The sequence below is a fragment of the Bradyrhizobium sp. RD5-C2 genome (assembly GCF_019972155.1).
In the GTDB taxonomy this organism is placed as follows: Bacteria; Pseudomonadota; Alphaproteobacteria; order Rhizobiales; family Xanthobacteraceae; genus Bradyrhizobium.
This window is the reverse complement of sequence record NZ_BOVL01000011.1, coordinates 183,950-195,406: the sequence shown is the minus strand read 5'-3', so window position 1 is coordinate 195,406 and position 11,457 is coordinate 183,950. Positions and strand designations below refer to the sequence as shown.

Annotated in this window: 11 protein-coding genes; 7 read left to right on the top strand and 4 right to left on the bottom strand. The window is 64.1% G+C overall.

Translation table 11 applies throughout. The features are described from left to right. Positions 1 to 664, top strand: a 664-nt coding sequence (locus BraRD5C2_RS13710; protein WP_374707990.1) for a (Fe-S)-binding protein, incomplete at its 5' end; no start/stop codon positions are given. Then, the gene (locus BraRD5C2_RS13705; RefSeq protein ID WP_223969127.1) at positions 657 to 1,085 is read left to right on the top strand and encodes a GlcG/HbpS family heme-binding protein; all 429 of its coding nucleotides are present in this window, start codon (positions 657 to 659) and stop codon (positions 1,083 to 1,085) included. The genes BraRD5C2_RS13710 and BraRD5C2_RS13705, both read left to right, overlap by 8 nt. A 506-nt stretch (positions 1,086 to 1,591) precedes the next feature. Here the strand turns inward: BraRD5C2_RS13705 and BraRD5C2_RS13700 are convergent. The 3 genes from BraRD5C2_RS13700 to BraRD5C2_RS13690 form a co-directional block, all read right to left on the bottom strand. Beyond that, positions 1,592 to 2,371 carry an enoyl-CoA hydratase/isomerase family protein gene (locus tag BraRD5C2_RS13700; protein ID WP_223969125.1) on the bottom strand — a complete coding sequence of 260 codons (780 nt, stop codon included), beginning with the start codon at positions 2,369 to 2,371 and terminating at the stop codon, positions 1,592 to 1,594. 77 nt (positions 2,372 to 2,448) lie between these two features. Next, on the bottom strand, positions 2,449 to 4,548 hold the full coding sequence (locus BraRD5C2_RS13695; RefSeq protein ID WP_223969124.1) for a molybdopterin oxidoreductase family protein: 2,100 nt from the start codon (positions 4,546 to 4,548) through the stop codon (positions 2,449 to 2,451). A 123-nt stretch (positions 4,549 to 4,671) separates the two neighbouring features. Then, positions 4,672 to 5,742, bottom strand: coding sequence for an ABC transporter substrate-binding protein (locus BraRD5C2_RS13690; RefSeq protein ID WP_223969122.1), 1,071 nt, complete (start codon positions 5,740 to 5,742; stop codon positions 4,672 to 4,674). 174 nt (positions 5,743 to 5,916) lie between these two features. On the opposite strand from BraRD5C2_RS13690, the gene BraRD5C2_RS13685 reads away from it, so the two are divergent. The 3 genes from BraRD5C2_RS13685 to BraRD5C2_RS13675 all read left to right on the top strand — a co-directional run bounded on the left by BraRD5C2_RS13685 (position 5,917) and on the right by BraRD5C2_RS13675 (position 8,687). Continuing rightward, positions 5,917 to 6,867 carry a Bug family tripartite tricarboxylate transporter substrate binding protein gene (locus BraRD5C2_RS13685; RefSeq protein WP_223969302.1) on the top strand — a complete coding sequence of 317 codons (951 nt, stop codon included), beginning with the start codon at positions 5,917 to 5,919 and terminating at the stop codon, positions 6,865 to 6,867. 40 nt (positions 6,868 to 6,907) lie between these two features. Beyond that, on the top strand, positions 6,908 to 7,618 hold the full coding sequence (locus tag BraRD5C2_RS13680) for a molybdate ABC transporter substrate-binding protein (protein ID WP_223969121.1): 711 nt from the start codon (positions 6,908 to 6,910) through the stop codon (positions 7,616 to 7,618). A gap of 94 nt (positions 7,619 to 7,712) precedes the next feature. Next, positions 7,713 to 8,687, top strand: a complete 975-nt coding sequence (locus BraRD5C2_RS13675) for a 2-dehydropantoate 2-reductase (protein ID WP_223969120.1) — start codon at positions 7,713 to 7,715, stop codon at positions 8,685 to 8,687. A 43-nt stretch (positions 8,688 to 8,730) separates the two neighbouring features. Here BraRD5C2_RS13675 and BraRD5C2_RS13670 read toward each other — a convergent pair whose 3' ends face one another. Further along, a complete protein-coding gene (locus BraRD5C2_RS13670; protein ID WP_223969118.1) occupies positions 8,731 to 9,537 on the bottom strand; it encodes an SDR family NAD(P)-dependent oxidoreductase in 807 nt (268 codons plus the stop codon). Positions 9,538 to 9,607: 70 nt separating this feature from the next. Here BraRD5C2_RS13670 and BraRD5C2_RS13665 point away from each other — a divergent pair, with 70 nt between their 5' ends. Together BraRD5C2_RS13665 and BraRD5C2_RS13660 are read left to right on the top strand one after the other, a co-directional pair. Continuing rightward, entirely contained in the window at positions 9,608 to 10,342 is a 735-nt protein-coding gene (locus BraRD5C2_RS13665; protein ID WP_223969116.1) for a GntR family transcriptional regulator, read from the top strand. 50 nt (positions 10,343 to 10,392) lie between these two features. Continuing rightward, on the top strand, positions 10,393 to 11,424 hold the full coding sequence (locus BraRD5C2_RS13660; protein ID WP_223969114.1) for a TRAP transporter substrate-binding protein: 1,032 nt from the start codon (positions 10,393 to 10,395) through the stop codon (positions 11,422 to 11,424). Positions 11,425 to 11,457: the final 33 nt, after the last annotated feature.

Here is an 11,457-nt window from a genome sequence, read left to right as displayed (position 1 = left end):
CCGCCCGCCATGCTGCGGACGCACGTTCCTGTCGGCGGGTCTGGTGGAGCAGGCCCGCGCCGAACTCGACCGCCTGGTTGCCACCTACGCACCGTTCGCCGCGCGCGGCGTGCCGATCATCGGCCTCGAGCCGAGCTGCCTGCTGACCCTGCGCGACGAGCTGTTGTCGCTGCGTTCGGACGACGCCGCCAAGACCGTCAGCGCGCACGCTTTGCTGTTCGAGGAGTTTCTGGTGCGGGAGGCCGAAGCCGGGCGCCTCGCGCTGCCGCTCGGCGCCGTCGCCGGCAAGGCCGTCGTGCATGGTCATTGCCACCAAAAGTCCTTCGGCGCGTTCAAGCCGGTCGAGAAGGTGCTGCGCCTGGTGCCCGGCCTCGACGTCAAGACCATCGAGTCGAGCTGCTGCGGCATGGCCGGCGCGTTCGGCTATGGCGCGGACACCTATCAAGCCTCGATCGAGATGGCCGAGCTGTCGCTGCTCCCCGCGGTGCGCAGCGCGGATCCGGACACGCTGATCGTGGCCGACGGCACCTCCTGCCGGCACCAGATCAAGGACGGCAGCGGGCGTACGCCGCTGCACGTCGCCAGCGTATTGGCGATGAGCCTGAAACGTGCGACATCGAAATCCGACCAATCATTGCCGACAAAGGAAAAGGCCCATGGCTGAGCTCACTCTCGACACCGCCCGCAAGATTCTGGATGCCGCACTCGCCAAGGGCGTCGAGAAGAAGCTGAAGCCGCTGGTGGTCACCATCCTCGACGCGCGCGGCGCGGTGAAGGTGACGGCGGCGCAGGACGGCACCAGCCTGATGCGGGCCGAGATCGCCCATGGCAAGGCCTATGGCGCGCTGGCGCTCGGGATGGGATCGCGGGCGCTGTATCAGCGCGCGCAGGAGCAGGCCTATTTCATCGATTCCGTGAACACGCTGGCGCAGGGCCGGCTGGTGCCGGTCCCCGGCGGCGTCCTGATCATGGACGGCTCGACCCTGCTCGGCGCCGTCGGCGTCAGCGGCGACACCTCGGACAATGACGAGATCTGCGCCGTGGCCGGCATCGAAGCCGCCGGCCTGAAGGCCAACGCGGGTTAGAGCGTTTTCGAGCGAAGTGGATACCGGTTCGCGTGAAGAAAACGCGTCAAAACAAGAATCTAGACCCCCGATTCAATCGGAACCGGATAGGCTCTAGCGTGCGATGGGCATCTCGCTCCCTCACCTCGTTCTCCCGGGGAGCGGGTGCGCGGCGCGCTCGCGCGATTTCGGTATAATAGAATAATGCCGCTGATTTGCCCGACGTGTCAAGCTGCCGTGTCGAACGCCGGCAGCCGCCCGGCTACTGTGCATGGGGTTGTTTTCGATATTTTGATACTGCGCGCCTGAGAGCGCGCGAAGCTTTGTCCTCATCCACTGTTGTCGTCGCCCGGCCTGTGCGCAATTGCGCACATGGACCGGGCGACCCAGTACGCCGCTGCCTATCGGCTCAAGCACAACCGTCTCTGGAATACTGGATCACCCGCATGCGCGGGTGATGACACCGAGCAAGCCAGTTCCGCCACCCTGAGCGGCTGTATGCAGCGAGGCTGCGGCACAGTGATGCCTCAGCGCCCGGTCCACGTCGGCTTGCGCTTCTCGCCGAAGGCCTTGAGGCCTTCCTTGGCGTCCTCGGTCATCGCGAGCAGCGCGATCTGGCTTTCGGTGTAGGCGATGCTCTCGTCGAACGACATCGACGCGATCGCCCGCATCGCATATTTGCCGCGGCGGATCGCGGTCGGCGACTTGTCGACGATGCGGCCGATCAGCCAATCGACCTTGGCGTCGAGCTCGGCCGCCGGCACGACGTAGTTGAGCAGACCGGCGGCCTGCGCGGTCTTCGCATCGAACGGCTCGCCGGTCAGCGCCCATTCGTTGATCAGGCGTGCGGGGGCGATCGATTGCAGCAGGCTCAGCACCTGCATCGGAAACACGCCGACCTTCACCTCCGGCAAGCCGAAGATCACGCCATCGGCGGCCACCGCCATGTCGGTCATGCACAGCAGGCCCATGCCGCCGGCCATGCAGACGCCGCCGACCCGCGCTATCGCGGGCTTGGTCGCGTTCTGCGACAGCCGCAGCAAATCGGCGTAGTCGACATTGGGACGCGAGAAATCCATCGAGAATGCCGCACCGCTGTTCTGCAGATCGGCGCCGGCGCAGAATGCCTTGTCGCCTGCGCCCGTCAGCACGATGACGCGCACGTCCTTGTCGTCATGCGCCTCGCGATAGCCCCTGGCGATGCCCGCGATTACACCGGCATTGAGCGCGTTACGCTTGTCCGGGCGGTTGATCGTGATCCAGAACGCCTGCCCGCGCTTCTCGAGAAGAACGCTGTTGTCGGTCATGTTTCCTGCCTGTTTTTGCCTGTGCGCTATTGCTAGCGCACATTTGCGGCAGGATCGGCGCCGACTGCAAGCAGGAATTAAGCGGCGGCGGACGCCTTCCTGATCCAGACCTTGTTGTCGTGGAACGCGGCGCCGCCGAGCGGCGCGACGGCCTCCGCCCCGGTCAGCATGTTAATGCCGCGGCCGCCGATATGGGACTTGTTCGGATGGATCGACTCGGCGATCAGCACGCCGCGACGAACGCCATCGAACAGTTTTGCGGTCAGCGTGGTTTCGCCGCGCATATTGCCGAGCGTCACGGCCTCCCCGTCGGCGATCGACAGTGCGGCCGCATCATCGGGGTGGATCATCACGGTCGGCGCGCCCTCGCGGGCCTGCGACGACGGCGTTTCGTTGAAGCTGGTGTTGAGGAAGCTGCGCGACGGCGACGTCGCGAGCCGGAACGGATGCTGCGCGTCCGCCTCCTCGATGATGGTCCAGTGGTCGGGCAGCGAGGGCATCTTGTCCCACGCGCCCATCAGCCCGCCCGCGCCGACCGGCACCTTGCCCCAATCGACCTTGAAGTGGAACTTCTTGTCGGCATGGGCAAAGCCGTCGAGATAGTGCGAGGTGCGGAAATCCGGTTGCAGGTCGCGCCAAATATCGGCTTCCAACGTCTCGATATCGCCGTGCCCGCTTTTCTTCAAAGTTGCGTCTATCAGCTGCCGCGGCGTCATGTCGAAACCCGGATGCACCGCGTTGAGGCGGCGGCCGAGCCCCTGCAGCACCTCGTGGTTGGAGCGGCACTCGCCGGGCGGATCGATCAGCTTCGGGCCGACCGAGATATGCTGATGACCGCCGCCGTAATAGAGGTCGTCGTGCTCCATGAACATCGTCGCCGGCAGCACGATGTCGGCCATCTGCGCCGTCTCGGTCATGAACTGCTCGTGCACCGCGACGAACAGATCCTCGCGGGCAAAGCCCTGCCGCACCAGCGCCTGCTCGGGCGCCACCGTCATCGGATTGGTGTTCTGGATCAGCATCGCCTTGACCGGCCCGCCGCCCTTCAGCGCCTCGGCATCGCCGGTCAGGATGCGGCCGATCTTCGACTGGTCGAGCACCCGGGTGGTGGGATCGATCGCGTCGTGGCCTTCGATGATCGACTCGTCGAAGCGCCAGATGCCGGCATTGTTGAAGAATGCGCCGCCGCCCTCATATTGCCAGGCGCCGGTCACCGCAGGAATGCACAGCGCGGCATGCATCTGCGCGGCGCCGTTGCGGCTGCGGGTGAACCCATAACCAAGGCGGAAGAACGAGCGCTGGGTCGTCCCGACCAGCCGCGCGAACGCCTCGATCTCCTCGACCGGCACGCCCGAGATCGCCGAGGCCCATTCCGGCGTGCGGGTCTTCAGATGCGCTTCCAGTTCGTCCGGGCAATCGGTATAGCGCGCGAGATAATCGCGATCGGCAAATCCCTCGCGGAACAGCACGTGCATCACGGCGCAAGCGAAGGCGCCATCGGTTCCCGGCCGCAGCAGGATCTTGATGTCGGCCTGCCTCATGGTCTCGTTGTTGTAGACATCGACCGCCGCAATCTTGGCGCCGCGCTCCTTCCGCGCGCGCGATGCATGCGTCATCACGTTGACTTGGGTGTTCACCGGATTGGTGCCCCAGATCACGACGAGGTCGGAGACGCCCATCTCGCGCGGATCGACGCCGGCGATCTTGCCGGTTCCGGCGGCGAAGCCGATGCGCGCGATGGTCGAACAGATCGTGCCATAGAAGCGCGAATACTTCTTCACATGCGACAGCCGGTTGAGGCCGTCGCGCATTACCAGCCCCATGGTGCCGGCGTAGTAATAGGGCCAGACCGACTCGGCGCCGAACTCCCGCTCGGCGGCGTCGAAACGCGCCGCGATCTCGTCCAGCGCCTCGTCCCAGGAAATCCGCGCGAATTGGCCGGAGCCCTTCGGGCCGGTCCTGCGCAGCGGATGCATCAGCCGTTCGGCATGATGAATCCGCTCGGCATAACGCGCGACCTTGGCGCAGACCACGCCGGCCGTATAGGTCTGCCGTTTCGAGCCACGCACCCTGCCGATCGAACGTCCTTCGATCACCTCGACGTCGAGCGCACATGCCGAAGGGCAGTCGTGCGGACAGGTGGAATGGCGGATGTCGATCTTGGCATGCTGGTTCATGCCAAATTGGTAACATCAAAAATCCGCTCCGCCGAGGGGCATTATTGACCCAGTCCGGGCGAAAACCGCGCATAAGCCATGCGGCAAACGCCCAATTGCCCGGCTACCAGCCCACTCCGTCCGTCAAACACGGAAGATGCGGGTGTAGTGCGCCTTGATCGATTCCCCTTCCCGCTCCACCGCGGCCGGGTCATCCTTCATCGTCTTGATGTCCTTCAACGGCTTGCGCCCGGCCTTCTCCTGGGCCTGCGCGTGGACCGACCTGAGGCCACCGATCTCGACGTTGAGCTGCTGCCCCTCGCGTCCGAGCGCGAACGATTGAAACAGCCTTGCCGCATTCGGATGCGGACAGTCCTTGAAGATTCCATTGGGGCCGACAATGATCGGCGAGCCTTCGGTGGCGTAGACCGGCTCGACCGGGCGGCCCATCTCCTTCAACTGAAAGATGTTGTACTCGTTGCCGTCGGCCATCACCGCGCGCTCGCCGAGGTCGAGCTTCTTCGGCGGATCGGTTGAGGACTGCACCTGCATGATGTTCTGCTTTGCGAGCTGCTCGAAGAAGCTCCAGCCGAGATCGCGCTGCATCTGATAGGTCGCGGTCATGATGGTGCCGCTATAGCCGGGGTGCCCCTTCACGATCTTGCCCTTCCATTTCGGATCGAGCAGATCGGCAAAGCTCTTCGGCGCATCCTCGGCCTTCACGAGATTGGTGTTGTAGGCGATGATCGACAGCCACACCCGGAAGCTTGCGAACTGACCATCCGGATCGCGATGCTCGTCCGGATAGTATTTCGCGACCTCCTCCGGAACATAGGGCGCCAGAATGCCGTCGCGCTTCCACACGATGAAATGTGCGGCGTCGGAGGAATTGACGACGTCGACGGCGTGAATATTGCTGGCATATTCCTGGCCGACCCGCTGGAACACGCGCTCCGCGCCGGTGCGTTCGACGCGCACGGTAATCCCCGCGTATTTCGCCTCGAATGCCTTCGCCAGTTTCTCGGCGACCGGCAGATCGGTCGAGGTGTAATAGACGACCTGTCCCTCTTTCTTCGCTGCCTCGATCAGCGCCGGCGTAACCGGTTCCGCGGGCGGCGCGGCGGCCATCACGCGTGTTGAAAAGGCAGTCCCTGCCAGCACGGCACCGGTGCCCTTCAGCAGATCGCGGCGCGACAGCCCAGAATGTTTCCTCATTTGATCCCCGCACGCGATGGCGAAGTTTGAGTACACCGTCTTCCCGCCCTTATTCCGATGCGTGAAGACGATGTCTGTCGTCGACAGATGCTTCAGGTTGCAGCTAGACTTCTGGTCAAGAAAGAAGACTAAAGTTGGGGGAGACGATCAATGGCGGGCTTTCGGTACGCCTTGATGTGTGTCGCGGCATTGCTGACCGTGTCGATGTCAGGCGGACATGCGGACGCCGACGATTACCCTGCGCGGCCGGTCAGGATCATCGTTCCCTTTGGTCCCGGCGGCCCGGCCGACGTCGTGGCGCGCCAGATCGGCATCATCCTGCAGGAAAGCCTCGGCCAGCCCTTCGTCGTGGAGAACCGCACCGGCGCCGGCGGCGTGATCGGCACGCTCGAGGTCGCGAAGGCGCTGCCCGATGGCTACACCCTCCTGGTGATGTCGAACACCCAGACCGCCAATGAATCGCTGGTGCCTCAGCGCAAATATGAGCTGATGCGCGACCTGACGCCGGTCGCATCCCTGAACACTTCGGATCTGGTGATCGTGGTCCACCCCGCCGTGCCGGCCAAGACCCTGCAGGAATTCATCGCGCTTGCAAAGGCAGAGCCTGGAAAGCTGAACTACGCGTCGTCGGGTCAGGGCACGCCGTATCACATGGCGGGCGAGCTGTTCAAAGCCATGGCCGGGATCAATATCGTGCATGTGCCCTACCGCAACAGCGGCGAGGCCCGCAGCGGCGTCATCGGCGGCCAGGTTCAGATGATGGTCGATGCCGTTCCGGCGATGGCACCGAATGTTGCCGAGAACCAGGTCCGCGCGCTTGCGACAACCGGCAAGACCCGTTCCGCGGTGTTGCCCAATATTCCGACGGTCGTCGAGGCGGGCGTTTCCGGTTATGTAGCGACGATCTGGCTCGGCCTGATGGCCCCAATGGGTACACCGAAGCCGATCATCGACAAACTCAATGCGGCCGTGAATTCAGCGGTGAGGCGGCCGGAAGTCGAGAAGCTCTGGGCCGAACAGGGCGCGGTGCCGATGACCATGACGCCGGAAGCCTTCGACAAATTTCTGCGCGCCGATATCGTGAAGTGGGCAGACGTCGTCAGAAGGCTGGACAAGAACGAATAGACACGTAGCGGCCAAGACCGTGGTGACGGAACAGGTGCAAATGAAGACGTTGAACGTCCTGAGCGGCGGCGCGGCGCAAGGCTTGGTGCGCCGCCTGGAGCCTGCGTTCGAGGCCGAAACCGGCCTCGGCATTGCCGGTGATTTCGGCGCAGTCGGCGCCATGGCCGACAGATTGCGTGCCGGCATTCCGACCGACATCGTCATCCTGACCGCCGCGCTGATCGCGAAGCTTGCCGACGAAGGGCTGGTTCTGCGCAGCTCGATGACCAACATCGGCCGCGTTGAAACGGCGCTTGCGGTCCGCGCCGGCGATCCGCCGGCAAGCGCTGAGGACGCCGCCGGCCTGCGCGCAGTGCTGCTCGATGCAGATGCGATCTTCGTGCCCGACACCAAGGCATCAACCGCCGGAATTCATGTCGCCAAGGTGCTGGCGCAACTCGACATCGCCGATGTCGTCGCCGAGCGGCTGAAGGTCTTTCCGAACGGCGCGACGGCCATGCGGCATCTGGCCGAGTCCAGTGACCGGCGGCCGATCGGTTGCACGCAATCCACAGAGATCATCAGCACGCCGGGTGTCGTGCTATCGGGCACGCTGCCGCCGGGATGCAGGCTCGCAACCATGTACACGGCCGCCGTTGCGACGCAGGCCTCGGCTGCGTCGCAGGCGCAACGCCTGATCGCGCTGCTGACGTCGCCGGACACATCGGAGTTGCGCCGCCAAGCTGGATTCGTTTCCGGTCCAACGCCGTAGACACCAGGCAGTCAGGCTCAAGGGCGAAAATCAACCCGGTCCGTCGTTATCCGGCCGGTTCCAATGTGCTAGTTTGAAGCCAGGATTGGCAGGAATGTTGCCGATCGGCACTTCTCTGCCGTTCGCGGCTTGGCGAGGAGAGACCATGAAAATTCTGGTCATGGGTGCTGGCGGCATTGGCGGCTACTACGGTGGGCGTTTGGCGGCCGCAGGGCAGGACGTCACGTTCGTCGCGCGCGGAGCGCATCTCGACGCAATGCGCCGGGATGGGCTGCAGATCATTGGTATCAGCGGCGATCGCACTGTGAAGCCGGTGAAGGCCGTCGGCGATCCCGCCGGGGCTGAGCCGCCGGAGATGGTGCTTTTTGCAACCAAACTCGGCGATACCGAGCGCGGGGCGAAAGCGTTGCAGGCCGCGGTTCGGGACGGCACCACGATCATCTCGCTGCAGAACGGCATCGAAGGGCCGGACCTCATCAGGGCGCACCTGCCGCGTGCGCACGTGGTGCCGGGCGTGGTGCGCATCTCGAGCCACATCGCGCGGCCTGGCGTGATCGAGCACAAGGCGCAACCCGGCCGCATCGAGTTCGGCGAGCCGGATGGGCGAGCGAATCCGCAGCTCGAGGCCTTCCAACACGTATGCAAGGAGGCCAACCTCGATGCCGTGCTCACACCAGAGATCCGCTACAATGTCTGGCTAAAGTTCGCATCACTCGCACCGAGTTCGGGCATGATGACGCTGACCAATGCGTCGTATGGACCGATGCGCGAGACGCCCGGCACCCGCGCCCTGTTTGAGGATGCCGTACGCGAGGTGATCGCCGTCGGCCTCGCCGCCGGCGTACCGTTCAAGCCCACCGACTTTGCGACGATCATGAAGGCCGCCGACGCCAATCCCCGCGAGATGATCACGTCCATGCTGCTCGACCGGCGAGCCGGCAAACCGCTCGAGATCGACTATTTCTCGGGCGCCCTGGTACGCATGGGTGAGAAGCTCGGCGTACCGACCCCGACGCACAAATTCATTGCCCAGGCGCTGTCGATCGATGCCAACGGCCGCAAAGCATGATTCGAAAGCAATCGTGGCTCGATCGAGATAAACTCATCCTATTCTACCGTGCCAGTTGCGTGAGACCCGTCGGCGGCCCATCGACCGCCGTCCAGCCGCCGTCGACGAACAGCGTGCTGCCGCTGATATAGCTCGCCGCGTCAGATGCCAGGTAAGCGACGGCGGTGGCGACCTCGTCGGCACTGCTCCAGCGATTGAACACGGTGTGACCGGCATAGAGATTGTAGATGTCCGGCCGCTGCTTGAACGCACCGGTCAACGCGGTCTCTGCAATGCTGGGCGCGATGGCGTTGACGCGGACGCCGGAGCGCCCGACCTCGGACGCAAAGCCCTTCACCAAGAGACCGATCGCGGCCTTCGTCGAACCATAGATCGCAAGCCCCGGCTCGATGGTCACCGCGCGCACCGAGGAGCAGGCAATCAGGCTGCCACCCTGCTGCTGGACCATGATGCGGCCGAACGCCTGGAAAAACCACACGGTGCCCTTGATATTGAGGTTGATGACGCGGTCGAGATCCTCGTCGGTGTAGTCGAGGATGGTCTTGCGGATGTTCAACCCCGGCGTGGTGACGGCGATGTCGACGTGCTGAAATTCCGCGAGCGCCTTCGCTGCCAGCGCCTCGACGTCCGCACGGTCGGCGGCATCGCAGCCGGCGGCCGTTGCCGATCCGCCCTGCTCACGGATTGCCGCGGCGGTCGTATCCGCGCCCTCGAGCGTGCGATCGGCACACAGCACGCGTGCTCCAAGTGACGCCAGCGCTTCAGCCGACGATTTGCCGATGCCCGAGGCTGCGCCCAGCACCACGGCGGTCTTGCCGGTGAGATCGAATAGCTTGCGATAGTCGGTCATGTGACCTCCCGGTGTTCGTTTGCCTTCTATGACGCGTTCATATACTAATATATTAGTTATTGGAGCACGAATGCCCGCCCGCGCGCCGAAAAAGTCGGAGCTCCGCAACCCCGTCGGCCAGCGGCGCACCGGTCGTCCGCGGACCGCAACTGCGGCGGCGCGGATCTATGCCGAACTGCGTGCCGAGCTCGTCTCGCTGCAGCGCAAGCCCGGCGATCCGATCATCGAGACCGAGATCGCGCGCGCATATGGCGTCAGCCGGACACCGGTGCGGGAAGCTATCCTGCGCCTGTCGGACGAAGGCCTGGTCGAGATCTTCCCGCAATCGGGCATCTTCGTATCTCGCATCCCGCTCGCCGCCCTTCCGGAGGCGATCATCATCCGCAGATCGCTGGAGGAAACCACGACCCGCATGGCAACCGAGCGCGCCAGTGCCAGCCAGATCCTCAGCCTGCACGCGATCCTCCAACGCCAGCGCGAGGCCGAGATGGCCGGCGATCGCGAGGCATTCCATCAGGCCGACGAGGCCTTTCACGCCGCCATCGCCGAAATTGCCGGATATCCCGGCATCTGGAAGCTGATCCTGCAGGTCAAGGTTCACGTGGATCGCTTCCGGTGGCTCACGCTGCCGCAGCGTGGGCGGATGGCCGAAGTCATCGCCGAGCATGAGGCCGTGATGGCCGCGATCGAGGCGCGCGACCCGGCATCGGCCGGAGCCGCGATGGCCAGACATCTCGAACGCCTTCTGGCCGACATCTCGGCCACCCAGCACAACAATCCGGAGTTCTTCGACGCGCAGAGCTAGCCGGCATGACCGCGGCCGGACTCCGGCCAGGCACTCTGGGAGGATATGACATGAATCGTACAGATCGATCGCAGCATCGCGGCACCGGGCTCAACCGTCGCGACGTCATCAAGTTTGGCGCCGGCCTTGGCGCAGTCGTTGCGACCTCGACGCAGACCGCCCTCGCCCAGTCGAAAGCCGTCTTCAAGGCGTCGGACGTACAGCCGCCGGGCTACCCGACTGTGGTCGCGACGGAAAACCTCGGCAAGAAGCTGGCGGCGGCGACCAACGGCCGGCTGTCGCTACAGATGTTCCCCTCGATGCAGCTCGGCGGCGAGAAAGAAACCATCGAGCAGACCCAGATCGGTGCGATCCAGATGCTGCGCGTCAGCGCCGGCTCGATCGGCCCGATCGTCGATGACATCAACGTCGTCAACATGCCGTTCCTGTTCAAGAACATGGCGCATGCCGAGCGGATGATGGATAGGCCGATCGGCCAGGAGCTGCTGGACAAGATCACGGCGAGCCCGAATGCCGGACTGGTCGCGCTGTGCTGGATGAATTCCGGAGCACGCAGCCTCTACAACACCAAGCACGCGATCAAGACGATCGCCGACATCAAGGGCCTCAAGTTCCGCGTCATCGGCAATCCGATCTTCATCGACATGATGAACGCACTTGGCGGCAACGGCGTGGCGATGGGCTACGACCAGGTGTTCAGCGCGCTGCAGACCGGCGTTATCGACGGCGCCGAGAACAATCCCCCGAGCTACGTCTTCAGCAACCACTACACCGCAGCGAAACACTTTTCGCTCACCGAACACCTGATCGTTCCCGAGATACTGGTGTTCTCGAAACGCGCCTGGTCGGCGCTGGCAGCCGATGACCAGACGCTGATCAAAAAACTCGCCCGCGAGGCGCAGATGGAAGAACGCGAGCTCTGGAACGCCTACGAGAAGCAGGCGATGGAAAAAGCGAAGGCTGCCGGGTGCGAGATCATCGAGATCGCCGACAAGGCGCCGTTCCAGAACGCGGTCAAGCCGGTCTGGGACAAATACGGCCCGAAATACCAGGACATGATCGGACGTATCCAGTCTGCCTGACACCACGCCATACGGGAAATCGTCCTCTTACAG

Coding starts and splice junctions, on each gene's coding strand:
- BraRD5C2_RS13705 (WP_223969127.1), top strand. CDS start 657: ATGGCTGAGCTCACTCTCGACACCGCCCGCAAGATTCTGGATGCCGCA.
- BraRD5C2_RS13700 (WP_223969125.1), bottom strand. CDS start 2,371: ATGACCGACAACAGCGTTCTTCTCGAGAAGCGCGGGCAGGCGTTCTGG.
- BraRD5C2_RS13695 (WP_223969124.1), bottom strand. CDS start 4,548: ATGAACCAGCATGCCAAGATCGACATCCGCCATTCCACCTGTCCGCAC.
- BraRD5C2_RS13690 (WP_223969122.1), bottom strand. CDS start 5,742: ATGAGGAAACATTCTGGGCTGTCGCGCCGCGATCTGCTGAAGGGCACC.
- BraRD5C2_RS13685 (WP_223969302.1), top strand. CDS start 5,917: ATGTGTGTCGCGGCATTGCTGACCGTGTCGATGTCAGGCGGACATGCG.
- BraRD5C2_RS13680 (WP_223969121.1), top strand. CDS start 6,908: ATGAAGACGTTGAACGTCCTGAGCGGCGGCGCGGCGCAAGGCTTGGTG.
- BraRD5C2_RS13675 (WP_223969120.1), top strand. CDS start 7,713: ATGTTGCCGATCGGCACTTCTCTGCCGTTCGCGGCTTGGCGAGGAGAG.
- BraRD5C2_RS13670 (WP_223969118.1), bottom strand. CDS start 9,537: ATGACCGACTATCGCAAGCTATTCGATCTCACCGGCAAGACCGCCGTG.
- BraRD5C2_RS13665 (WP_223969116.1), top strand. CDS start 9,608: ATGCCCGCCCGCGCGCCGAAAAAGTCGGAGCTCCGCAACCCCGTCGGC.
- BraRD5C2_RS13660 (WP_223969114.1), top strand. CDS start 10,393: ATGAATCGTACAGATCGATCGCAGCATCGCGGCACCGGGCTCAACCGT.